Annotated in this window: 10 protein-coding genes, 2 tRNA genes and 5 rRNA genes; 15 read left to right on the top strand and 2 right to left on the bottom strand. The window is 48.0% G+C overall.

What is annotated here, in order from left to right; genetic code table 11:
* Positions 1–68 precede the first annotated feature (68 nt).
* On the top strand, positions 69–1,265 hold the full coding sequence (locus D3H65_RS18630; RefSeq protein WP_119051752.1) for a phosphoglycerate kinase: 1,197 nt from the start codon (positions 69–71) through the stop codon (positions 1,263–1,265).
* 148 nt (positions 1,266–1,413) lie between these two features.
* Positions 1,414–3,648 carry a tetratricopeptide repeat-containing sensor histidine kinase gene (locus tag D3H65_RS18625; protein WP_119051751.1) on the top strand — a complete coding sequence of 745 codons (2,235 nt, stop codon included), beginning with the start codon at positions 1,414–1,416 and terminating at the stop codon, positions 3,646–3,648.
* Here the strand turns inward: D3H65_RS18625 and D3H65_RS18620 are convergent.
* Entirely contained in the window at positions 3,635–4,714 is a 1,080-nt protein-coding gene (locus tag D3H65_RS18620) for a PQQ-dependent sugar dehydrogenase (RefSeq protein WP_119051750.1), read from the bottom strand. The genes D3H65_RS18625 and D3H65_RS18620 overlap by 14 nt on opposite strands.
* Before the next feature lie 148 nt (positions 4,715–4,862).
* Here D3H65_RS18620 and D3H65_RS18615 point away from each other — a divergent pair, with 148 nt between their 5' ends.
* The 4 genes from D3H65_RS18615 (at position 4,863) to D3H65_RS18600 (ending at position 8,667) form a co-directional block, all read left to right on the top strand.
* The gene (locus tag D3H65_RS18615) at positions 4,863–5,453 is read left to right on the top strand and encodes a LemA family protein (RefSeq protein WP_119051749.1); all 591 of its coding nucleotides are present in this window, start codon (positions 4,863–4,865) and stop codon (positions 5,451–5,453) included.
* An 18-nt stretch (positions 5,454–5,471) separates the two neighbouring features.
* Positions 5,472–5,933, top strand: coding sequence for a TPM domain-containing protein (locus D3H65_RS18610; protein ID WP_119051748.1), 462 nt, complete (start codon positions 5,472–5,474; stop codon positions 5,931–5,933).
* 45 nt (positions 5,934–5,978) lie between these two features.
* Positions 5,979–6,779, top strand: coding sequence for a TPM domain-containing protein (locus tag D3H65_RS18605; RefSeq protein ID WP_119051747.1), 801 nt, complete (start codon positions 5,979–5,981; stop codon positions 6,777–6,779).
* A 112-nt stretch (positions 6,780–6,891) separates the two neighbouring features.
* Positions 6,892–8,667 (top strand): S41 family peptidase, encoded by a 1,776-nt coding sequence (locus D3H65_RS18600; protein WP_119051746.1) that lies wholly within the window; start codon positions 6,892–6,894, stop codon positions 8,665–8,667.
* 68 nt (positions 8,668–8,735) lie between these two features.
* On the opposite strand, the gene D3H65_RS18595 is transcribed toward D3H65_RS18600, so the two are convergent.
* Positions 8,736–11,240 (bottom strand): M1 family aminopeptidase, encoded by a 2,505-nt coding sequence (locus D3H65_RS18595; protein WP_119054564.1) that lies wholly within the window; start codon positions 11,238–11,240, stop codon positions 8,736–8,738.
* 124 nt (positions 11,241–11,364) lie between these two features.
* On the opposite strand from D3H65_RS18595, the gene D3H65_RS18590 reads away from it, so the two are divergent.
* From D3H65_RS18590 to D3H65_RS18545, 9 genes are all read left to right on the top strand, one after another.
* Complete coding sequence (locus D3H65_RS18590; RefSeq protein WP_119051745.1) at positions 11,365–12,855, top strand: DUF4476 domain-containing protein; 1,491 nt, start codon at positions 11,365–11,367, stop codon at positions 12,853–12,855.
* Positions 12,856–12,871: 16 nt separating this feature from the next.
* Positions 12,872–13,633 (top strand): tRNA pseudouridine(38-40) synthase TruA, encoded by a 762-nt coding sequence (truA, locus tag D3H65_RS18585; protein WP_119051744.1) that lies wholly within the window; start codon positions 12,872–12,874, stop codon positions 13,631–13,633.
* 879 nt (positions 13,634–14,512) lie between these two features.
* A 16S ribosomal RNA gene (locus D3H65_RS18580) occupies positions 14,513–16,041 on the top strand.
* A 102-nt stretch (positions 16,042–16,143) separates the two neighbouring features.
* Positions 16,144–16,218 (top strand) — tRNA-Ile (locus D3H65_RS18575).
* A gap of 14 nt (positions 16,219–16,232) precedes the next feature.
* Positions 16,233–16,306: transfer RNA gene (locus tag D3H65_RS18570), tRNA-Ala, on the top strand.
* A 300-nt stretch (positions 16,307–16,606) separates the two neighbouring features.
* Positions 16,607–19,485 (top strand): 23S ribosomal RNA (locus D3H65_RS18560).
* A 109-nt stretch (positions 19,486–19,594) separates the two neighbouring features.
* A 5S ribosomal RNA gene (gene rrf / locus D3H65_RS18555) occupies positions 19,595–19,706 on the top strand.
* 664 nt (positions 19,707–20,370) lie between these two features.
* A 16S ribosomal RNA gene (locus D3H65_RS18550) occupies positions 20,371–21,899 on the top strand.
* A 242-nt stretch (positions 21,900–22,141) separates the two neighbouring features.
* Positions 22,142–25,020 (top strand): 23S ribosomal RNA (locus D3H65_RS18545).
* The 16S, 23S and 5S rRNA genes sit together here with 2 tRNA genes alongside, the layout of an rRNA operon.
* The last annotated feature ends 82 nt before the right edge of the window (positions 25,021–25,102 follow it).

Here is a 25,102-nt window from a genome sequence, read left to right as displayed (position 1 = left end):
ATTATTCACGATTGCCGATTGACGATTCACGGCGCCCTTTGCGGTTACCTTTTTAAATACACCACCATATGTCTACTTTCAGCCAGCATAACTTCAAAGGAGAAAAAGCCCTCATTCGCGTGGATTTTAACGTTCCACTCGATGATAAATTCAACATCACCGACGATACCCGCATCACCGCTGCCATCCCCACCATCAAAAAAATATTGAACGACGGCGGCAGCGTGATCCTCATGAGCCACCTCGGCCGGCCCAAAGACGGTCCCACCGATAAGTATTCTCTCAAACACCTCATTAAGCACATCAGCGACCTGCTCGGCGGCACCACCGTATTATTTGCCAATGACTGCATTGGTGAACAAGCCTATGTAACAGCCGGCATGCTGAAGCCAGGGGAAGTACTGCTCCTGGAAAACCTCCGCTTCTACAAAGAAGAAGAGAAAGGCGATAAAGCTTTTGCTGAAAAACTGTCCAAACTCGGCGATGTCTATGTGAACGATGCCTTCGGTACCGCTCACCGCGCCCACGCCTCCACAGCCGTGATCGCTCAATTCTTCCCCGCCGATAAACGCATGTTCGGTCTACTCATGGAAGGCGAAGTGGCCAGCGCGGAAAAAGTATTGCACGAATCCCAAAAACCATTTACCGCCATCATTGGCGGCGCTAAGGTTTCTGATAAAATACTCATCATCGAAAACCTGCTCGAAAGAGCTACCGATATCATCATTGGTGGTGGAATGGCTTACACCTTCATGAAAGCCAAGGGCGGTAATATTGGTAAATCATTGTGTGAGGACGATCGCCTCCAAATGGCCCTCGACCTTCTTGCTAAAGCCGAAGCCAAAGGGGTGTGCATTCACCTGCCTTCCGACTCAGTGATAGCCGATAAGTTTGATGCCAATGCAGAAACTTCTGTGGCACCCAGCAATGCCATCCCCGATGGCTGGATGGGACTGGACATCGCTGAAAATGCCTGTGGACAGTTTTCCAACGTTATCAAACAATCCAAAACCATTCTTTGGAATGGCCCCATGGGTGTTTTTGAAATGGAGAAATTCCAACACGGCACCAAAACAGTTGCCGAAGCAGTAGTAGCGGCAACTGAGGGCGGCGCTTTCTCCCTCGTAGGCGGAGGCGATTCTGTAGCTGCGGTCAACCAGTTTGGCTTTGCTGATAAAGTAAGCTATGTGTCAACCGGTGGCGGCGCTATGCTGGAATACTTCGAAGGCAAAACATTGCCTGGTATTGCAGCTATTAAAGGTTAATAAAAGAGATCATATAGTAAGGGGGCTGGCACTTTCAAAAGAGGTGCCGGCCCTTTTTGTTGCCCGGATCATGCCCGGTAACGGTCATTAATGAGCTAAACCCGTCCAAACCCGAATCTTTTTCGTACTTTTTAGGGGTATTTGAGCTATGTCAATAACCACCCACTTTCCCTTTTCAACAACAGCCTTCACCATGCTGCTCCTGGTACTATTCGGTATACCGGCAGCCCATGCACAATCTTACTCAAAAGCCGATTCCATAAAGATCTACAAACTCCTGGCTTCGGCTGATGAAGAAGCCGTTACCGGCTCCCTGGACAATGCCATGCGCTTTACCCAACAGGCCCTCCAATGGAGCAAAGAAAAGAAGATGCTGCGCGGCGAAGGTTTTGCCCGTCTCAAAGAGGCCGATATCACCATACAACAATCCACTACCGGTAAAATTGATCACCTGGTCAATGAAGGTATTCAGATTGCCACCCGGTTAAAGGATAGCTTTATGCTGGCATTGGCTTTTTATCAGCAGGGGCAAAGCCTGATGTATAACGAACAGCACGCCGATGCTGAAAAACTCTTCCATAAAGCCCTGGCATTATACTTTGAAAAGAATATATCCGGATATACAGGTCTTGTGTACAATGACATGGGGTACATGTTTGGTGTGCAGGGCGAATTGGAAAAACAGGCACATTGGATACTGAAAGCAATACGCGTGTATGACCAGGTGCAGGACCTGTCGGGCATGGCCACTGCTACCAGCAACCTCGCGGCCGTTTACCATGGCCTGGGCAGATCTGTAGAGGCCATCCGGTATACCAGGCAGACCATTGCCATGCGCGAGAAAGTGGGCGATATAGCCGGCCTGGCTACTTCCTATGCCAACCTTTCCCTGTTCTTAAGACAGCAGTCGATCGACTCCGCCATCAAATACCAGGAGATCTCTACCCGGTATGCAGAAAAGACCGGCGTAAAAGCAAGATTGGTACCCGGTTACGACAACATGTCCGTACTGATGAACATGCAGAAAAGAAAAGTGGATGCCCTCGAATACATTAAAAAATCCATTGCCATTTGCAGGGAAATGAATGATAAACTCGGCCTGGCCAATAAGACCAGGTGGGCTGCCTTACTATGTGGTGACCTGAAAGATACCACTGCTGCAATGGCTTATTTTAAGGAATCTTATTACATTTCTGCCCAACTCAATAACAAAACCCTCTGGCGCGATTTCTACGGCAGCAAAGCTGCCTACTATAAAAACCAGGGCGATTTTACAAATGCCTATGAGGAATTAAAAAAATACCACCTGTACAAAGACAGCATCGTCAATGAAGCTACCCAAACCAATATCGCCGAGCTGCAAACAAAATACGAGACAGAAAAGAAAGACCAGTCCATAGCAACACTCAATGCAGAACAGAAGATCCGCAAGTTGGAGCTGGAGAAACAAAAAGCCGTTATTGCCGGCAACAGGGAAGAGGCAAAACGGAAGCAAAATGAAATTGACCTGCTGGTCCAGTCAAAGCAATTGCAGGAACTCAAAATAAAACGGCAGGATGAAGAGCTCGAAAAACAATTACTCCTTTCACAGGCCAAAGAGCAAAAACTGCAGCTCGCTGAAAAGGAAAAAAGCTTACAGGCACACGAGCTTCGCGCACAGGCCCAGTTACGCAACGCCTGGATCATAGGCACCATACTCCTGCTGTCGCTCGTAGTCATGCTGTTCAATCGTTACCAGCTTAAGAAAAAGTTGGAGCAACAAAAAGAATTGGAGAAGATCCGCAACGATATTGCCCGCGATCTTCACGATGATATTGGTTCTACCCTCACCAGTATTAATATCCTGTCAAAAGTGTCGCAGAACAACCTGTCCCGCGATATCAATAAATCAGCTACCATCCTCGAAAACATCACCGAACAATCACAGCAGATACAACAGGCCATGAGTGATATTGTATGGACCATTCGGCCCGATAACGATAAGCTCGAAAATATGGTGGTCCGCATGCGGGAATATGTAAACCATACCCTCGAATGCAAGAACATTGACGTTGTTTTTGATGTGGATAATGACATCCTGCAGCAAACCCTGGCGATGGAACAGCGGCGTGATTTCTTTCTTGTGTTCAAGGAGGCAGTCAATAATGCCGCCAAGTATGCACAGGCTACTACCGTTGCTATCCGGCTAAGCCGGCAAAACAACAGCCTGCAATTGACCGTCAGCGATAATGGCAAAGGATTTGATACTGGCCGTGTCACTTCTACCAATGGTCTTAGAAGTATGCGTGAAAGATCAACAGCGTTGGGCGCCACACTCAATATCCAGTCAGCGCCACAGGCCGGTACTACCATCACCTTGCGCTTCCTGCCTAGTCTGTTGTAGAGATCTCTACAATTTTATCATTGTTGCCATTGCCCGTACACACATATACCTTTCCGTCGGGAGCAATACATACATCCCGCATCCTGCCATACTTATTCGTTAAAAAATCATTTGTTGCTGCAATACCATCATGCCCATTGTTGAGCTGCAATTGCACCAGCCGGCTGTTTTTCAACGTAGCTACCAGCAGTGAATTCTTCCATTGCGGGATCAGGTCCTTGTCGTAATAATCCATGCCACTTACCGCGATCGTAGGTGTCCAGGCTTTTAAGGGTTCTTTTACATTGTTCGTAGAACAAAAGTTCTGTTCACTGCCTTCACAAAAACCTTTCACATCCGGCCAGCCATAGTTCCTGCCTTTCTCAATAATGTTCACTTCATCATCTGAGTCCGGACCATGTTCCGAACTATACAGTTTATTATTGGCGTATACCAGGCCCTGCGCATTGCGGTGTCCATAACTCCACACCGGGTTGCCGGCTATTGGGTTGTCGCCGGGAATCGAGCCATCCAGGTTTAACCGGAGTATCTTGCCATTTACCACACCTGTATTTTGCGGCAAGGATTGGTTGGCCGCATCACCCGTACTGATGAACAGCTTATCGCCAACAATTAACAGCCGACATCCGTTATGAATATTGGAAGCGGCAATATTGTCTATAATAATAACCGGGTTGGTGAGCGTAGTGCCATTGTATTGATACCGCACGATCTTTTCCCGGTAGTTCCCGCCACTGTTGTAATTGTAAGCTACATACACCTGTGGCGTAGTGTTGAAGGAAGGGTGTAATGCCATGCCGAGCAGGCCACCCTCTCCCTGGCTGCTTACCTCACTGATCGTGATCAGGGGTGTAACCGCGCCCGATGCCGGGTTTACACGGCTCACGCGGCCGCCTCGTTCTGTCATCCAGATAAAATCATCCGGACCCCAGATGATCTCCCAGGGTTGTGTAAGGTTTTCTGTTAAAACACGGTCACTGATATCAACAGGTGTTGCATCCTTATCGTCTTTTTTGCAGGCCATACAGGCAACAGACAGGCAAAGGGAAAAAATAAGGTTTTTCATGTAATATATTTTAGCAGGTATACACTAATGAATACGAAAACCATGCCCCGAAGGGTTGGGGCGTATAAAGCGTTGAATTACACAATAAAATTTATAGGCCCTGTATTGCAAAAGCGTTAATTTTAATACGTAATCAAATCTTAAACAAATGAAGTCGCGTAATCTCGTTCTGATCGTTGTTGTTCTATTCATTCTCATCCTCGGTGGTTGTGGATGCAGTGGCTACAACAAAATGGTAAACCTTGACGAAGATGTAAAAGCAAAATGGGGCAATGTACAAAGTGACTACCAACGCAGGTCCGATCTGATTCCCAACCTGGTGAATACAGTAAAAGGCGCTGCCAACTTTGAGACAGAAACCCTGACCAAAGTAATAGAAGCCCGTTCAAAAGCTACTTCTGTTAATATCAATGCCGGTGACCTTACACCTGAGAAAATGGCCCAGTTTCAACAGGCACAAGGTGAATTAAGCGGTGCCCTTAGCCGTTTATTGGTGACTGTCGAAAAATATCCCGATCTGAAAGCCAACCAGAATTTCCAGGACCTCCAAAAACAACTGGAAGGAACCGAAAACCGTATTAAAGTTTCACGCAATGATTTTAATACTGCTGTACAAGGTTACAACTCCACTGTACGTAGATTCCCCAACAACCTCTTTGCAGGCATGTTTGGATTCAGAGTACGTGACAGCTTTAAAGCTGATCCAGGAGCTGAAAGAGCACCGGAAGTAAAATTCTAAACTAAGCCTTATACCCTCATGGCACTTTTTCCATTCACCCGAAAAAGCGAATTCTTCTCCGAAGAAGAAAAGAAGCAGGTTGTTAAGGCTATTCAGGAGGCAGAACTGACCACCAGTGGTGAAGTTCGCGTATTCATAGAAAGCCGTTGCCGCTTTGTGGATCCCCTCGATAGGGCAGCAGAACTGTTCTGGAACCTGAAGATGGATTATACCCAGGATCGCAATGCCGTACTCGTGTATGTAGCTGTGCGCGATCACCAGTTTGCAGTTTTTGCCGACCAGGCGATACATGAAAAAGTAGGCAATGAGTTCTGGAATAAGGAAGTGCAGGCAATGAAAAGGCACTTTGCCCAAAACCATTATGCAGATGCGGTGACACAGGTGGTCAAAGATGTGGGTATTGCCTTACAGTTTCACTTCCCCTTCAACCGGGAAACAGATAAAAATGAACTACCGGATGAGATCATTTTCGGAAGCTGAAGCTGATCACAGAACAACCGGCCAATATAAAATAACAACGAACGGATGAAAAGACTGGTAGCTATATTCTTTGTACTGTTATCCGTAGTCACCTATGGTCAGAACATTGATGACATCATCAAAAACAAGCCCACAAAACTTGTTAATGATCATGCCGGCCTATTGGATCCAGCTGCTGCCCAGCAATTGGAACGTAAGCTCGTAGCATATGATGATAGTACTTCCACCCAGATCGCTATTGTATTGGTTAAGACCCTCGACGGCAGGCCAATTGAGGAAACGGCATTGTCCATCTATCGTAGCTGGGGCATCGGCAATAAGAAAACCAATAATGGTGTACTTATCCTCGCTGCAATCGACGACAAGCAGATCCGCATAGAAGTGGGGTATGGCCTGGAAGGCGCCATACCCGATATCACCGCCAATCAGATCATCCGCAATGATATTGCTCCTAATTTCCGGTCCGGCGATTATTATGAGGGATTGGACAAAGCCACCCAATCACTCATACAGGCCGCCCAGGGCGAATACAAAGCACCGGACGGTTATGGCAAACGCAAATCCAAAGGCAACGGATTCGGTAATATCATTGGTGGCATTGTGATCATCATCATCATTGCCATCTTTGCAGGTCGCGGTCGTGGCGGCGGTGGGGGAGGCGGTGGCTACATGAGCCGCAGGGGTTATGGAGATGTACTGACCCCTTTTATCATCGGCAGCTTGCTGGGTGGCGGAAGAGGCGGTGGCGGCGGAGGAGGAGGAGGCTGGTCCGGCGGTGGAGGTGGTGGCTTTGGCGGCTTCGGCGGCGGAAGCAGTGGCGGAGGCGGCGCCAGCGGAAGCTGGTAACATTTCCAGTCCCGATAATACAAATTGCCAATCAATATACTCAATGGCCCTTGCTTCACCGGTAAGGGCCATTTATCTTTACCACGCTTAAAAAAAGCACCTGACCACAACTATGCGTACCATCCTGCTCGTATCCTGCTGTTTATTGTTTGCAACCAGTCTTTTCAGTCAATCCGATTTCGAAACAAAGAAAAAGTACTATTTCTTCAAGACCTGGAACTACCTCAAATATTACCATCCCGGCATAGCCACCGGTAAAGTGCAGGCCGATTCCTTTTTTCTCTGCTATTGGCCCCTCCTCAGTAAGGCCAAAGACAACAAGAGCTTTAACAAAGTACTGCACCAGATGACCGGCGCACTACCCAAACTCCCTTCGGTAGATGCCGCCAGCTCATTGTCTCTCTCACCAGAAAAAATAATGAAGCAGAACCTGGACACCGCCTGGTGCACCAGCGATCCCTTCCTTACTCCCGCCATAAAAAAGCAGTTCCGGCAGGTTTTCATTCACCGCTACACCGATACCGGCCATTATTACCTGCCCGAAAAAAACTATACTACCGATGTTCCCCATGAACCCGCTTACCCGTTTGCCGATACCCTCAACATCCCCTATGAATACCGGATGCTGGCATTGGCCAAAATACAAGGCGCCGTTGACTACCTCTTCCCCCATAAGTATATCATGGACAGCAATTGGAATACCGTTCTCCTGCACTTCATTACCTTATTTACCAATTGCGATTCCCGCTTACAATACGAGAAACTCCTGCTCAATATTACAGCCACCTTCAATGATACCCATGCCTGGTATTTCAATGAAGACATGAAGAACAGGAGGCGTATATTCAGGAATACTTTCTATCCACCATTCGAATACCAGCTTTTCGACAATAAGATCCTCGTTACAGGCATCATCATCGAGGAGCTTTGCAGTAGAGCAGGTATTCAAAAAGGCGACCTGATCACCTCCCTCGATGGTATCAGCATTGCGGAAAAGATCAGGGAGCTATCACGACTCCTGTCCGCATCCAATACCAACGTGCTCTGGTATCGCCTCGGAAAATATAGTGACAATTTTCTCTTTGCAGCCGACAAACCATCCATCTCCATCCAGGTGGATAGGGCAGGCAGGACTAGCTCATCCGAATTGACCCTCTTTCAAGCCAGGGATACCGCCCTCGTGCGCCGGCTTGGCAAATATTTCAATGCCAAACCCAGCCTCAAAAGGCAGGATGACCAGTTCACCTATCTCGATAGCGGCGTTGTTTACTTCAACATCAACAATACCTTTCGTTTTATAGAACATGTTCCTGATGAGCGCGTGGATGCCGTCATGGATTCCCTCCTTGCCCTGATGGCCCAAAGCAAGGCCCTCATCTTCGATATGCGCGATTACCCCGACTGGCCCGGATTTGCCTTTACCTATCTGTATAAGAAGTTTGGGAAAAAAACCAATATCTATGGCTGGTATTATGAGGTTAACAAGCAATACGCGGGCACCTATACTCCCCTGAAGCATACCAACGATTATTTTCCGCCTGGCGTAACTCCCGAAAACTTTCCCTACAAAGGAAAAGTGTTCATCATCGTCAACCCTGTTACCCGCAGCATGAGCGAGTGGCATACCATGAACCTGCAAAAACTGTTTCCCAACAGCATTACCATTGGCCAGCAGACCGCCGGGGCCGACGGAGATTATAAGAAAATGAACCTTCCCGGCAATTATGCCATCCCCTTCACCGGCAATGCTATCTTTTATCCCGATGGCGGCCAGGCCCAGCGGGTAGGGGTGAGGATCGATAAGCCCATTTACCCAACCATGAAAGAGATATTGACCGGAGAAGACCTGCTGCTTAACAAAGCCCTGCAACTCATCAACGAGCGATAATACAGACATAAAAAAGGGTCGCTGAAAACTCAGCGACCCAATAATCAATAATTAATTATCAGTAATGCTTAAAATCCCGCTTTCTCTCCACCCAGTTTCTCCTTCACATAATCGATCTGCGCCTGCAGGGATGATTTGTCAGCAGCAATAGCTTTAGCCGCTTCTTTTTTGGTAACGATACCTTTCAGCCAGCCATTCACCACTGGTTCCAGGCCAAAGTTCTTCGTTTGCTCGCGGAAGTCTACAATGATGTCAACACCTTTCTTCAGGTTATCCGTATTGCTCACCTTCGCCAGGAAATCGCTGAAAGAAGGCAACAGGTTAAATTTAGCTTGCGACAAAGGCATATCACCCACAGCTTTTGCGATCGTGCTGAAGCTGCCTTCATCACCCGATTTGATCATCGTTTTCATCACTGCGCCTACCAGGGCTCCCTTGGTGGGTTGTGTGGCAAGACGCTTGGCTTCCGTGAAAGCAGCTGCACTGTCTATTTTGGCCAGCGCTTCCAGTGCATTACCTGCTACCGTATAGGAAGAATCATTTACACTTTTTATAAACAGCTCCTTATAGGCAGGAGTCTCATAATTGGACAAAGCCGTCAAGGCAGTAGCCCGTACAGTTGATTTGGGGTCATTTTTGGCAATAGCAGCGATCAGCGGCTCAAACTCTTTCTTATTACCCTGGTTTTTTAGGTTCAGGCGATTCAGCGCCAGACCGCGGATACCATAGTATTTATCCTTCAATGCCTCGGTCAACAAAGCGATGGCTTTGGGGTCTGTTTGATTCTGCGAAGCATACTCCACCGCTTCCCGGCGATCCAGGTACTGGCCGGCGTATTTGTACTGGTGTACATAATTGTCCATCGTCTTGCTGTCTTTCTTTTCTGCCAGCAGCGTTTTGTCTCCGTCTACATTCACCAGGTCTGGTTTGCTGGTATAGCTAAAGGTGAAAGTATCAACCTTATTCTCTATCCATACCTTATTACGCACCTTGGTGGCGCCATTATAGATATCAATAGCGATCGGCAGTTTGAATACCTTGTCGCCAGACTGCGTTTGCTTCACGATCACTTGCACCTTTTTGGCGGCATCATCATACACATAATCAATTGCCAGTTTGGGATGGCCCGATCCATAATACCATTGGTTCCAGAACCAGTTCAGGTCCTTACCCGTTACTTCTTCAAAAGCCAGGCGCAGGTGATGCGCTTCAGCTGCTTTGAACTTATTGGTGGTCAGGTACAGGTTCAGCGCTTTAAAGAAGGCGCTGTCCCCAACATAGCTGCGCAGCATATGCAAAATGCGGCCACCTTTATTATAGCTCACCGCATCAAACATCGCTTCCTTGTCCGTATAATAGAAACGTACCAGGTCTTTCTTATCACTGCCGCTTTGCAGGTAACCCGTCATATCAGTATAGTTCTGCGCATCCCCCGCATCTTTACCATATTTATATTCATCCCACAGCGTTTCACTATAATTAGCGAAAGATTCGTTCAGCGTCAGGTTGCTCCAGCTCTCAGATGTTACATAGTCGCCAAACCATTGGTGAAACAGTTCGTGCGCAATAGTGCTTTCCCAGCCATTGCCGTCCACCAGTTCACGCGCATCTTGTTGCGCACTTTCCTGGTGCAGCGTAGCCGTCGTATTTTCCATAGCGCCGCTTACATAGTCGCGGCCTACGATCTGTGAATACTTCACCCAGGGATACTCTACCCCTGTGATCTTTGAAAAGAAACCCATCATCTCCGGCGTATGTCCAAATATCTTTTTGGCTACCGGTGCATATTCCTTCTCTACATAATAATTAACCTCTTTGCCTTTATACGTATCCTTGATCACCGCATAATCACCTACCCCCATAAAGAACAGGTAAGGAGCGTGTGGCAGGTCCATATTCCAGGTATCCGTGCGTGTTCCGTCCGTATTTTTCTTTTGAGATACCAGTTTACCATTCGACAGCGTTACATACTTTTCAGGCACCGTCATAATCGTTTCCTGCGTGGCTTTCTGATTGGGCCTGTCGATAGTGGGTACCCATACAGAAGTAGCTTCTGTTTCACCTTGTGTCCATATTTGTGTAGGCTTGTCCTTTTCCTCTCCTTTGGGGTTGATGAAATACAATCCCTTGGCATCTGTGATCGCAGCACTGCCCTTTACTTCCAGTTCGTTGGGTTTGGCTGTATATTCAATATATACTGTGTACTTTTCTCCACCTTTATAGGATTTGTCGAGCTTCACATTCAGTACCCATCCATCGTAATCGTATTTCAGCGGCGTGGTAGCAGTGCCTTTTACAATCGCTACCTTTTTGATCTCCATTCCTTTTGCATCCAATGCCAGCGAATCCGTAGCATAAAAGTGTGGTTTCAGCGTTATCCAGGCCTTACCGTTCAGGTATGATTGAGAATAGTCGAACCGGGCATCAATTTTCGTGTGTACCAGGTCATTGATCATCGGTGCACTTTCCCGGTATAGCTTTTTCCAGGTCGTATCCTGGGCTGCCTCATGTGGCTGTGACCATAGGGTTTCAAAGGTTAGCAAAGTCAACATTCCAAATAATAGCTTCTTCATGAAATCAAATTTAAGTGCCGTAAAGATAAGTTCGCCTATCCTTAATATTTGCAAAAAAAGGTACAAGTGGCTGTTGACAACCATCAAATAGCTAGATTTGTCTTAATAAGTAACTTACACCTACATGAAGCGTATTGCTTTTGTTATTAGCTTGTTAACCCTCACCTGCTCCATCGCAAAGGCGCAGCAGGAGTATTTTATTTTCCTGTGGGCCGATAACCAACAGCCCTTTTATGTCCGCCTGGAGGAGAAAACATACAGTTCATCCGCCATTGGGCACCTTGTTATTTCCCGGCTCAAGGATTCTACCTATAGCCTGGTGGTTGGATTTCCCAAAAATCAGTTCCCGGAACAGGCTTTTGTCATCTCCTTCAATAAAAAAGACCTCGATTACCAGTTAAAATATACCTCCGGATCGGGATGGACACTATTCAATGCGCAAACATCGGAAATGGTAAAGCCCCGGCAGGACTATGTTGTGAAGAATACCATGGCCCCCCTGGGAGAGCGCAAAACCGGCGCCTTTGCCACCCTCATGTCGGGCCTGGTAAATGATTCCTCCGTCCTGTACAGGTCTGTCGCCAAAGCCGATCTGCCCAAGCCTGCCGCTGTAGCGGCAGCCAGCACCGATACCACTGCAGTCGTGAAGGAGCAACCTGTAAAAACCGATTCCTCCCTGGTGATCGCGCCTGCCAAAGACTCCGACAGCCTTCCCGCTACCCAGGCCATAGCATCCACCAATAAGACAGGATCACCTAAGGATTCCACACAGGCCCACGATAGCAGCCTGGTGGCAGCTACCGAAAATAAAACAGCGGCTCCCTTGTCTGTAGTTGTACAGGTGCAGGAATGGGGAAACGATAAAGGAAAGGGATTCATTTATTATGATAGCACCGCCGCCGGCACCGATACCGTATCTATCATGATCGACTTTGACAAAAATGCTGGCCTGGCCAGAACCGAGCAGGTGATTGCCGCCCCGGCTAAAGTCGATTCCATCAAAACTGGTCCTCTGACGCCCGATACAGCCGTAGCTCAAAAGGAGTTGCCTGCTGCCAAAGATCCGGTAGAAAAAAAGGAAACCGCCGTGGCCAAAATTACGCCCGACACCGTGGCGGCTGTGGCTGCTGCCCCCGTAACGCCTGTTGTTACTGCGGCTGATTCCGCTGCTAAGAATACCGCAAAAACCGTCGAAACGAAGACCATGCCCGATACCACGCCAGTAGTAGCAATCGTAAAAGCCGATCCCGTTGCTGAGAAAACGGACTCCGCAAAGGCAGACCAGGCCACTGCCAAAAAGCCCTTGCTCCTCATGAATTCCGATTGCACCAATTTTGCCTCCGAATTTGATGTCGATAAACTGCGGGTGAAGATGCTCAGCGCAGGGAATGTAGACGATAAGATTACCGCTGCTAAAAAGGTCTTCAAGACCAAATGCTTTGTTACCCGGTATATCCGCGGTCTTTCCGAGCTATTCCCCAATGATGAGTCCCGCTTTAAGTTTTTTGATGCCGCCTACCCGTTTGTATCCGATACCGGCAATTTCCGCCAGCTCCTGGATCTCTTTACCGATGAGCTGTACATAGCCCGGTTCAAATCACTGGTGCGGATGTAATGCTTATTTTCGCGCCATGAATCGTTACTTCCTTGAGGTCAGTTATAAAGGCGCCCGTTATGCCGGTTTCCAGGTGCAGGACAATGCTACTACTATACAATATGAGGTAGAGAAAGTATTGGCCACCCTTTTCCGGCAGCCCGTTTCCCTGACCGGCTCCTCCCGTACCGATTCAGGCGTTCATGCCCGGCAGAACTACTTTCATTTCGACATGGAGATCAATATCCCGCAGAAGGTGGTGTACAACCTCAATGCCATGCTGCCGCCCGATATTGCTGTAAACCGGCTGGTGCCTGTAAAGGAAGATGCCCATTGTCGGTTCGATGCCCTGGCCAGGGAATATGAATACTTCATCTACCAGTCCAAAGCCCCTTTTCTCAACGACAGGGCTTATTTCTTTCCCTTCACCCTCGATCTGCCTGCCATGCAGGCTGCGGCTGGCATGATCATGGAGTATACCGACTTCACCAGTTTTGCCAAGCGCAACTCCCAGGTAAGGACCCACAATTGTACCATCCTGCACAGCGAGTGGGTGGAGCGGGAGGGGGGCCTCACCGTATACAGGGTAAAAGCCAATCGTTTCCTCCGGGGAATGGTGCGCGGCCTCGTAGGTACGATGCTGCAGGTGGGGCGTGGCAAGCTCAGCCTCCCCGGTTTCCGGAAGGTGATAGAAGCATTGGATTGCAGTGAGGCCGATTTTTCCGTGCCCGGCCATGGTCTCTTCCTGGTGAAAGTAGAATACCCCGATGGCTATTTTACAGAAAAGAGCCAGGACTAAATACTTAAATATCAATTTCCCCGTTCATACATAGCGCCCTTCTCCTGGCGGATGAAGAGCTCATCAAACCTGGACCTCTAACCATTGCCCATCACTTAAAACCAATAACCAACAACTGCCAGTCAGTAATCCCCGCTTTTATAACACAGCACACACGAATAACAAATAACCAGCCTCCGCAAGAAGCTATCAACTTCCTGTGCTCCAACCCTTCATCGATCCTCCAAATCGGCTCAGATCCGATTAATTCATTGTTATTTCTACTCCCTTCCTGAAAAAACTTTTGCCCTCAAATCCGCTCCCATAGCCACTTTCAAAAAGCAGGTCAAAACTTCTTTCAAAAAGATTTGGAATGAGCTTGCGATCCCCCCTATCTTTGCGGCCCGCTTAGGAAAAAAAGAGGTACAGAAACGGAAGCGAAAAGAAGATCACTGCCAAGCGGAATTTGTCACTTAGCTCTTTGATTACTAATAAGTTGCAGGATAAAAGGAAAAAGAAAAAGTGAGAAAAAATTTGGTGGTGAATAGTAAGCCTCTTATCTTTGCAGCCCGCTCTAAAAAACAGGGCAAAAGTTCTTCGAAAAAGTCAAGTCAGACACGCGAGTAAGTAAGTGAAAGAGAAGGAGAAAGGGAGAGAAAAACTTGCGAAAAAAGTAGAGAAAAAGTTTGTTAGTAATAAAAAGACTGATACCTTTGCAACCCCAACGAAAACGGGGCGACAAAAAGGGAAGGAAACTTCTGGTAGATGTCGAAAAGATCTTTGAAAGTTTGGAAGCAATAGCACATAGATTGTAAGATTTATGGTAAATCTGAAGCGAAATCATTATTAGATCAAACGTTAATTTTCCAAGAGAAAATTAGCTAGGTCAAAAACTCATTTACAATGGAGAGTTTGATCCTGGCTCAGGATGAACGCTAGCGGCAGGCTTAATACATGCAAGTCGTGGGGCAGCACAGTGTAGCAATACATGGGTGGCGACCGGCAAACGGGTGCGGAACACGTACGCAACCTTCCTTCAAGTGGGGAATAGCCCGGGGAAACCCGGATTAATACCCCGTAATACTGTGAGATGGCATCATCTTACACTTATAGCTCCGGCGCTTGAAGATGGGCGTGCGCCTGATTAGGTAGTTGGCGGGGTAACGGCCCACCAAGCCTTCGATCAGTAACTGGTGTGAGAGCACGACCAGTCACACGGGCACTGAGACACGGGCCCGACTCCTACGGGAGGCAGCAGTAAGGAATATTGGTCAATGGACGCAAGTCTGAACCAGCCATGCCGCGTGGAGGATGAAGGTCCTCTGGATTGTAAACTTCTTTTATCTGGGAAGAAACCCACGGTTTCTACTGTGGTTGACGGTACCAGATGAATAAGCACCGGCTAACTCCGTGCCAGCAGCCGCGGTAATACGGAGGGTGCAAGCGTTATCCGGATTCACTGGGTTTAAAGGGTGCGTAGGTGGGTTGGTAAGTCAGTGGTGAAATCTCCGAGCTTAACTTGGAAACTGCCGTTGATACTATCGATCTTGAATATCGCGTAGGTAAGCGGAATATGTCATGTAGCGGTGAAATGCTTAGATATGACATAGAACACCAATTGCGAAGGCAGCTTACTTCACGATCATTGACACTGAGGCACGAAAGCGTGGGGAGCAAACAGGATTAGATACCCTGGTAGTCCACGCCCTAAACGATGGATACTCGACATTAGCGATACACTGTTAGTGTCTGAGCGAAAGCATTAAGTATCCCACCTGGGAAGTACGACCGCAAGGTTGAAACTCAAAGGAATTGGCGGGGGTCCGCACAAGCGGTGGAGCATGTGGTTTAATTCGATGATACGCGAGGAACCTTACCTGGGCTAGAATGCGGTTTGACCGTGGGTGAAAGCTCACTTTGTAGCAATACACAGATCGTAAGGTGCTGCATGGCCGTCGTCAGCTCGTGCCGTGAGGTGTTGGGTTAAGTCCCGCAACGAGCGCAACCCCCATCATTAGTTGCCATCAGGTAAAGCTGGGAACTCTAATGAAACTGCCGTCGTAAGACGCGAGGAAGGAGGGGATGATGTCAGGTCATCATGGCCTTTATGCCCAGGGCTACACACGTGCTACAATGGAGAGGACAAAGGGCTGCCACTTGGCGACAAGGCGCTAATCCCAAAAACCTCTTCTCAGTTCAGATTGGAGTCTGCAACTCGACTCCATGAAGCTGGAATCGCTAGTAATCGTATATCAGCAATGATACGGTGAATACGTTCCCGGACCTTGCACACACCGCCCGTCAAGCCATGGAAGCTGGGTGTACCTAAAGTCGGTAACCGCAAGGAGCCGCCTAGGGTAAAACTAGTGACTGGGGCTAAGTCGTAACAAGGTAGCCGTATCGGAAGGTGCGGCTGGAATACCTCCTTTTTAGAGACTGCTCGGATTTTTTAGTTATTGCTTCTTCTAACTTTCAATTTTTATCACAAACATTAAGTTCTTTCAATAGTAACCCGAATAGAGGTGCTACCTAGATCCGTAGCTCAGCCTGGTTAGAGCACTACACTGATAATGTAGGGGTCAGCAGTTCAAATCTGCTCGGGTCTACTAAATTAACTACTGGGGGGTTAGCTCAGTTGGCTAGAGCATCTGCCTTGCACGCAGAGGGTCATCGGTTCGACTCCGATATCCTCCACATAACACAGTAGGGTGGTTAGCTCAGTTGGATAGATGCATCCCGGCTTACAGTCGGGAGGGTCATCGGTTCGACTCCGGTATCCTCCACAGTTTTTAAGTATTACAATTAGTTCTTTCAATATTGGTGTGACATTATGGTCTGAAGGTTCATAACCTTAACATCAACATCGTTTTTTTGGTAAAGGGAATGTATTAATTATCAAATTGGCACATTTTCGAATTATCAAATTAACAAGCTCTTTGACATATTGGGTAGTAAATATTTAAGTTGTAAATGACGAGTAATAGTAATAACTCTTTTAAAGCACTTAAGGGCGTATGGTGGATGCCTTGGCTCTGAGAGACGATGAAGGACGTGGTAAGCTGCGATAAGCTTCGGGGAGCTGCACACAAGCGTTATATCCGAAGATTTCCGAATGGGACAACCCAATACACTGAAGGTGTATTACTCCGCAAGGAGAGTCAACCCTGGGAACTGAAACATCTAAGTACCAGGAGGAAAAGAAAACAATAGTGATTCCCCAAGTAGTGGCGAGCGAAAAGGGAATAGCCCAAACCGGTGTAGCGTGCTGCACCGGGGTTGTAGGACCACATTTAGAAACCAATTTCAAGTCGAACCTTCTGGAAAGTTGGACCATAGCAGGTGATAGTCCTGTAGGCACAAATAATTGGGGACGCGTGGTATCCTGAGTACGGCGGGACCGGAGGAATCCTGCCTGAATCTGCCAGCACCATCTGGTAAGGCTAAATACTCCTCAGAGACCGATAGTGAACCAGTACCGTAAGGGAAAGGTGAAAAGCACCCTAAACAAGGGAGTGAAATAGTACCTGAAACCGTACGCCTACAAGCGGTCGGAGCCTGGAAACGGGTGACGGCGTGCCTTTTGCATAATGAGCCTACGAGTTACTCCTCACTGGCGAGGTTAAGTTCTTAAGTAACGGAGCCGTAGCGAAAGCGAGTCCGAATAGGGCGACTAGTCAGTGGGGGTAGACGCGAAACTTTGTGATCTATCCATGAGCAGGTTGAAGGTGTGGTAACACACACTGGAGGACCGAACCCGTTAGCGTTGAAAAGCTTTGGGATGACTTGTGGATAGGGGTGAAAGGCCAATCAAACTGAGAGATAGCTCGTTCTCCCCGAAATGTTTTTAGGAACAGCCTCGGATATAGATGTTTGCTAGAGGTAGAGCTACTGATTGGGCTAGGGGGCTTCACCGCCTACCAAACCCTGACAAACTCCGAATGCTAGCAAATTTCTCCGGGAGTGAGGCTGCGGGTGCTAAGATCCGTGGCCGAGAGGGAAATAACCCAGATTAGCAGCTAAGGTCCCTAAGCGTATGTTAAGTTGATCAAACGAGGTGGGATTTCTATAACAGCCAGGATGTTGGCTTGGAAGCAGCCATTCATTTAAAGAGTGCGTAACAGCTCACTGGTCGAGAGATCCTGCACGGAAAATAATCGGGCATCAAACATACCACCGAAGCTCTAAATTCAACAGCAATGTTGAGTGGTAGGGGAGCATTGACATCTGCATCGAAGGTGTGAGGCGACTCATGCTGGAGCGTTGTCAAAAGAAAATGTAGGCATAAGTAGCGATAAAAGTAGTGAAAAACTACTTCACCGTAAGACTAAGGGTTCCTGATCAACGTTAATCGGATCAGGGTTAGTCGGGTCCTTAGGCAAAGCCGAAAGGCGCAGCTGATGGAAAACTGGTTAATATTCCAGTACCTGCTTTAGTTCCGATGGGGTGACGAGGTAGTGAAAAGTCCGCGGGGCAACGGATGTTCCCGTTAAAGGGTGTAGTTATATCTTTTCCAGGTAAATCCGGAAGAGATGGCGAACCTGATAGTACAGCAAAGCTTCGGCAGCGCTGATAGTGACTCTAATCAAACCTCCGAGAAAAACCTCTAAGGTGTGGCTAAAGCGGCCCGTACCGCAAACCGACACAGGTAGTCGAGGCGAATAGCCTAAGGTGCTCGGGTGAGCCGCGGAGAAGGAACTAGGCAAATTGATGCTGTAACTTCGGGATAAAGCATACCACCTTCTGGGTGGTCTCAGTAAAATGGTTCAACCAACTGTTTAACAAAAACACAGGGCCCTGCAAAATCGTAAGATGACGTATAGAGCCTGATACCTGCCCGGTGCTGGAAGGTTAAGGAAGGGTGTTCGGCGCAAGCCAAAGCTCCTGACTGAAGCCCCAGTAAACGGCGGCCGTAACTATAACGGTCCTAAGGTAGCGAAATTCCTTGTCGGGTAAGTTCCGACCTGCACGAATGGTCTAATGAGTTGAACGCTGTCTCCTCCGCGAGCCCGGCGAAATTGTAGTATCGGTGAAGATGCCGGTTACCCGTCACGGGACGGAAAGACCCCGTGAACCTTCACTACAACTTTGCATTGATTTTGAGCAAACAATGTGTAGAATAGTTGGGACGCTTTGAAGCGGTGCCGCCAGGTGCCGTGGAGCGGTCGTTGAAATACCAACCTTTGTTTGCTTAGAGTCTAATCCCTACCGGGAAACAGTGCATGGTGGGTAGTTTGACTGGGGTGGTCGCCTCCTAAAAAGTAACGGAGGCTTGCAAAGGTTCCCTCAGTACGGTTGGTAATCGTACGCAGAGCGCATTAGTATAAGGGAGCTTGACTGTGAGACAGACAAGTCGAGCAGGGGCGAAAGCCGGCTAAAGTGATCCGGTGGTTCTGTATGGAAGGGCCATCGCTCAAAGGATAAAAGGTACTCCGGGGATAACAGGCTGATCTCCCCCAAGAGCTCATATCGACGGGGAGGTTTGGCACCTCGATGTCGGTTCGTCACATCCTGGGGCTGGAGAAGGTCCCAAGGGTTCGGCTGTTCGCCGATTAAAGTGGCACGTGAACTGGGTTCAGAACGTCGCAAGACAGTTCGGTCCCTATCTGTGATGGGCGTTAGAATATTGCGTGGACATGACCTTAGTACGAGAGGACCGGGTCGTACGGACCGCTGGTGTATCTGTTGTGCCGCCAGGTGCAATGCAGAGTAGCTACGTCCGGCCAGGATAAACGCTGAAAGCATCTAAGCGTGAAACCTTCCACAAGATGAGTATTCTTTTAAGGGTCGTAGGAGACTACTACGTTGATAGGCTACAGATGTAAAACTGGTAACAGTAAAGTCGAGTAGTACTAATTGCCCGTACGCTTTAATTTTTTTTAATCAATTTCAATGTTAATATTTTAATTGTTTGTTCTGTTGCTCTCATTTACAACTTCCCAATATGTAATCTTATTGACTGGATAAAATCCGGTATTAACTTCTTATGGTGGTTATACCGAGGGTGTTCACCTCTTCCCATACCGAACAGAGTAGTTAAGCCCCTCATGGCCGATGGTACTGCACCACAATGCGGGAGAGTAGGTAGCTGCCATATTTATTACAAAACCCCTTGCATTCACTTGTAAGGGGTTTTGCTATTTATGAGAGCCTACCTTATTCATTAACCTTAATCACTGCTCTTCGCCCCTTACAAGGCAAGCATCAGTTCCTTATCGCAGGCACCAGGCTCTAACCAAACACACACAAAGACCTGCAACACTACATCCCTTACCGGATACACACTGCTCGAAAAACAGCCATCTTAACCGATACGGTTCTTCGGCAAACAAGTTCTTCTAAATATGTTCCCCACTGATTCCTGGAGTTAATCTTTGAAAAAGTAAAGAATAAATTTGGTGAAACAATAGCGGCCCCCTACCTTTGCAGCCCGCTCTAAAAAACAGGGCAAAAGTTCTTCGAAAAAGTCAAGTCAGACACGCGAGTAAGTAAGTGAAAGAGAGGGAGAAAGGGAGAGAAAAACTTGCGAAAAAAGTAGAGAAAAAGTTTGTTAGTAATAAAAAGACTGATACCTTTGCAACCCCAACGAAAACGGGGCGACAAAAAGGGAAGGAAACTTCTGGTAGATGTCGAAAAGATCTTTGAAAGTTTGGAAGCAATAGCACATAGATTGTAAGATTTATGGTAAATCTGAAGCGAAATCATTATTAGATCAAACGTTAATTTTCCAAGAGAAAATTAGCTAGGTCAAAAACTCATTTACAATGGAGAGTTTGATCCTGGCTCAGGATGAACGCTAGCGGCAGGCTTAATACATGCAAGTCGTGGGGCAGCACAGTGTAGCAATACATGGGTGGCGACCGGCAAACGGGTGCGGAACACGTACGCAACCTTCCTTCAAGTGGGGAATAGCCCGGGGAAACCCGGATTAATACCCCGTAATACTGTGAGATGGCATCATCTTACACTTATAGCTCCGGCGCTTGAAGATGGGCGTGCGCCTGATTAGGTAGTTGGCGGGGTAACGGCCCACCAAGCCTTCGATCAGTAACTGGTGTGAGAGCACGACCAGTCACACGGGCACTGAGACACGGGCCCGACTCCTACGGGAGGCAGCAGTAAGGAATATTGGTCAATGGACGCAAGTCTGAACCAGCCATGCCGCGTGGAGGATGAAGGTCCTCTGGATTGTAAACTTCTTTTATCTGGGAAGAAACCCACGGTTTCTACTGTGGTTGACGGTACCAGATGAATAAGCACCGGCTAACTCCGTGCCAGCAGCCGCGGTAATACGGAGGGTGCAAGCGTTATCCGGATTCACTGGGTTTAAAGGGTGCGTAGGTGGGTTGGTAAGTCAGTGGTGAAATCTCCGAGCTTAACTTGGAAACTGCCGTTGATACTATCGATCTTGAATATCGCGTAGGTAAGCGGAATATGTCATGTAGCGGTGAAATGCTTAGATATGACATAGAACACCAATTGCGAAGGCAGCTTACTTCACGATCATTGACACTGAGGCACGAAAGCGTGGGGAGCAAACAGGATTAGATACCCTGGTAGTCCACGCCCTAAACGATGGATACTCGACATTAGCGATACACTGTTAGTGTCTGAGCGAAAGCATTAAGTATCCCACCTGGGAAGTACGACCGCAAGGTTGAAACTCAAAGGAATTGGCGGGGGTCCGCACAAGCGGTGGAGCATGTGGTTTAATTCGATGATACGCGAGGAACCTTACCTGGGCTAGAATGCGGTTTGACCGTGGGTGAAAGCTCACTTTGTAGCAATACACAGATCGTAAGGTGCTGCATGGCCGTCGTCAGCTCGTGCCGTGAGGTGTTGGGTTAAGTCCCGCAACGAGCGCAACCCCCATCATTAGTTGCCATCAGGTAAAGCTGGGAACTCTAATGAAACTGCCGTCGTAAGACGCGAGGAAGGAGGGGATGATGTCAGGTCATCATGGCCTTTATGCCCAGGGCTACACACGTGCTACAATGGAGAGGACAAAGGGCTGCCACTTGGCGACAAGGCGCTAATCCCAAAAACCTCTTCTCAGTTCAGATTGGAGTCTGCAACTCGACTCCATGAAGCTGGAATCGCTAGTAATCGTATATCAGCAATGATACGGTGAATACGTTCCCGGACCTTGCACACACCGCCCGTCAAGCCATGGAAGCTGGGTGTACCTAAAGTCGGTAACCGCAAGGAGCCGCCTAGGGTAAAACTAGTGACTGGGGCTAAGTCGTAACAAGGTAGCCGTATCGGAAGGTGCGGCTGGAATACCTCCTTTTTAGAGACTGCTCGGATTTTTTAGTTATTGCTTCTTCTAACTTTCAATTTTTAGTTCTTTCAATATTGGTGTGACATTATGGTCTGAAGGTTCATAACCTTAACATCAACATCGTTTTTTTGGTAAAGGGAATGTATTAATTATCAAATTGGCACATTTTCGAATTATCAAATTAACAAGCTCTTTGACATATTGGGTAGTAAATATTTAAGTTGTAAATGACGAGTAATAGTAATAACTCTTTTAAAGCACTTAAGGGCGTATGGTGGATGCCTTGGCTCTGAGAGACGATGAAGGACGTGGTAAGCTGCGATAAGCTTCGGGGAGCTGCACACAAGCGTTATATCCGAAGATTTCCGAATGGGACAACCCAATACACTGAAGGTGTATTACTCCGCAAGGAGAGTCAACCCTGGGAACTGAAACATCTAAGTACCAGGAGGAAAAGAAAACAATAGTGATTCCCCAAGTAGTGGCGAGCGAAAAGGGAATAGCCCAAACCGGTGTAGCGTGCTGCACCGGGGTTGTAGGACCACATTTAGAAACCAATTTCAAGTCGAACCTTCTGGAAAGTTGGACCATAGCAGGTGATAGTCCTGTAGGCACAAATAATTGGGGACGCGTGGTATCCTGAGTACGGCGGGACCGGAGGAATCCTGCCTGAATCTGCCAGCACCATCTGGTAAGGCTAAATACTCCTCAGAGACCGATAGTGAACCAGTACCGTAAGGGAAAGGTGAAAAGCACCCTAAACAAGGGAGTGAAATAGTACCTGAAACCGTACGCCTACAAGCGGTCGGAGCCTGGAAACGGGTGACGGCGTGCCTTTTGCATAATGAGCCTACGAGTTACTCCTCACTGGCGAGGTTAAGTTCTTAAGTAACGGAGCCGTAGCGAAAGCGAGTCCGAATAGGGCGACTAGTCAGTGGGGGTAGACGCGAAACTTTGTGATCTATCCATGAGCAGGTTGAAGGTGTGGTAACACACACTGGAGGACCGAACCCGTTAGCGTTGAAAAGCTTTGGGATGACTTGTGGATAGGGGTGAAAGGCCAATCAAACTGAGAGATAGCTCGTTCTCCCCGAAATGTTTTTAGGAACAGCCTCGGATATAGATGTTTGCTAGAGGTAGAGCTACTGATTGGGCTAGGGGGCTTCACCGCCTACCAAACCCTGACAAACTCCGAATGCTAGCAAATTTCTCCGGGAGTGAGGCTGCGGGTGCTAAGATCCGTGGCCGAGAGGGAAATAACCCAGATTAGCAGCTAAGGTCCCTAAGCGTATGTTAAGTTGATCAAACGAGGTGGGATTTCTATAACAGCCAGGATGTTGGCTTGGAAGCAGCCATTCATTTAAAGAGTGCGTAACAGCTCACTGGTCGAGAGATCCTGCACGGAAAATAATCGGGCATCAAACATACCACCGAAGCTCTAAATTCAACAGCAATGTTGAGTGGTAGGGGAGCATTGACATCTGCATCGAAGGTGTGAGGCGACTCATGCTGGAGCGTTGTCAAAAGAAAATGTAGGCATAAGTAGCGATAAAAGTAGTGAAAAACTACTTCACCGTAAGACTAAGGGTTCCTGATCAACGTTAATCGGATCAGGGTTAGTCGGGTCCTTAGGCAAAGCCGAAAGGCGCAGCTGATGGAAAACTGGTTAATATTCCAGTACCTGCTTTAGTTCCGATGGGGTGACGAGGTAGTGAAAAGTCCGCGGGGCAACGGATGTTCCCGTTAAAGGGTGTAGTTATATCTTTTCCAGGTAAATCCGGAAGAGATGGCGAACCTGATAGTACAGCAAAGCTTCGGCAGCGCTGATAGTGACTCTAATCAAACCTCCGAGAAAAACCTCTAAGGTGTGGCTAAAGCGGCCCGTACCGCAAACCGACACAGGTAGTCGAGGCGAATAGCCTAAGGTGCTCGGGTGAGCCGCGGAGAAGGAACTAGGCAAATTGATGCTGTAACTTCGGGATAAAGCATACCACCTTCTGGGTGGTCTCAGTAAAATGGTTCAACCAACTGTTTAACAAAAACACAGGGCCCTGCAAAATCGTAAGATGACGTATAGAGCCTGATACCTGCCCGGTGCTGGAAGGTTAAGGAAGGGTGTTCGGCGCAAGCCAAAGCTCCTGACTGAAGCCCCAGTAAACGGCGGCCGTAACTATAACGGTCCTAAGGTAGCGAAATTCCTTGTCGGGTAAGTTCCGACCTGCACGAATGGTCTAATGAGTTGAACGCTGTCTCCTCCGCGAGCCCGGCGAAATTGTAGTATCGGTGAAGATGCCGGTTACCCGTCACGGGACGGAAAGACCCCGTGAACCTTCACTACAACTTTGCATTGATTTTGAGCAAACAATGTGTAGAATAGTTGGGACGCTTTGAAGCGGTGCCGCCAGGTGCCGTGGAGCGGTCGTTGAAATACCAACCTTTGTTTGCTTAGAGTCTAATCCCTACCGGGAAACAGTGCATGGTGGGTAGTTTGACTGGGGTGGTCGCCTCCTAAAAAGTAACGGAGGCTTGCAAAGGTTCCCTCAGTACGGTTGGTAATCGTACGCAGAGCGCATTAGTATAAGGGAGCTTGACTGTGAGACAGACAAGTCGAGCAGGGGCGAAAGCCGGCTAAAGTGATCCGGTGGTTCTGTATGGAAGGGCCATCGCTCAAAGGATAAAAGGTACTCCGGGGATAACAGGCTGATCTCCCCCAAGAGCTCATATCGACGGGGAGGTTTGGCACCTCGATGTCGGTTCGTCACATCCTGGGGCTGGAGAAGGTCCCAAGGGTTCGGCTGTTCGCCGATTAAAGTGGCACGTGAACTGGGTTCAGAACGTCGCAAGACAGTTCGGTCCCTATCTGTGATGGGCGTTAGAATATTGCGTGGACATGACCTTAGTACGAGAGGACCGGGTCGTACGGACCGCTGGTGTATCTGTTGTGCCGCCAGGTGCAATGCAGAGTAGCTACGTCCGGCCAGGATAAACGCTGAAAGCATCTAAGCGTGAAACCTTCCACAAGATGAGTATTCTTTTAAGGGTCGTAGGAGACTACTACGTTGATAGGCTACAGATGTAAAACTGGTAACAGTAAAGTCGAGTAGTACTAATTGCCCGTACGCTTTAATTTTTTTTAATCAATTTCAATGTTAATATTTTAATTGTTTGTTCTGTTGCTCTCATTTACAACTTCCCAATATGTAATCTTATTG

The organism is Paraflavitalea soli (assembly GCF_003555545.1).
GTDB lineage: Bacteria > Bacteroidota > Bacteroidia > Chitinophagales > Chitinophagaceae > Paraflavitalea > Paraflavitalea soli.
This window is presented reverse-complemented; position numbering and strand designations above follow the sequence as displayed.

Bases quoted from the DNA above. Each gene is read 5' to 3' on its own strand.
- D3H65_RS18620 (WP_119051750.1), bottom strand. From the start codon at position 4,714: ATGAAAAACCTTATTTTTTCCCTTTGCCTGTCTGTTGCCTGTATGGCC.
- D3H65_RS18595 (WP_119054564.1), bottom strand. From the start codon at position 11,240: ATGAAGAAGCTATTATTTGGAATGTTGACTTTGCTAACCTTTGAAACC.
- D3H65_RS18605 (WP_119051747.1), top strand. From the start codon at position 5,979: ATGAAAAGACTGGTAGCTATATTCTTTGTACTGTTATCCGTAGTCACC.
- D3H65_RS18625 (WP_119051751.1), top strand. From the start codon at position 1,414: ATGTCAATAACCACCCACTTTCCCTTTTCAACAACAGCCTTCACCATG.
- D3H65_RS18600 (WP_119051746.1), top strand. From the start codon at position 6,892: ATGCGTACCATCCTGCTCGTATCCTGCTGTTTATTGTTTGCAACCAGT.
- D3H65_RS18610 (WP_119051748.1), top strand. From the start codon at position 5,472: ATGGCACTTTTTCCATTCACCCGAAAAAGCGAATTCTTCTCCGAAGAA.
- truA (WP_119051744.1), top strand. From the start codon at position 12,872: ATGAATCGTTACTTCCTTGAGGTCAGTTATAAAGGCGCCCGTTATGCC.
- D3H65_RS18630 (WP_119051752.1), top strand. From the start codon at position 69: ATGTCTACTTTCAGCCAGCATAACTTCAAAGGAGAAAAAGCCCTCATT.
- D3H65_RS18590 (WP_119051745.1), top strand. From the start codon at position 11,365: ATGAAGCGTATTGCTTTTGTTATTAGCTTGTTAACCCTCACCTGCTCC.
- D3H65_RS18615 (WP_119051749.1), top strand. From the start codon at position 4,863: ATGAAGTCGCGTAATCTCGTTCTGATCGTTGTTGTTCTATTCATTCTC.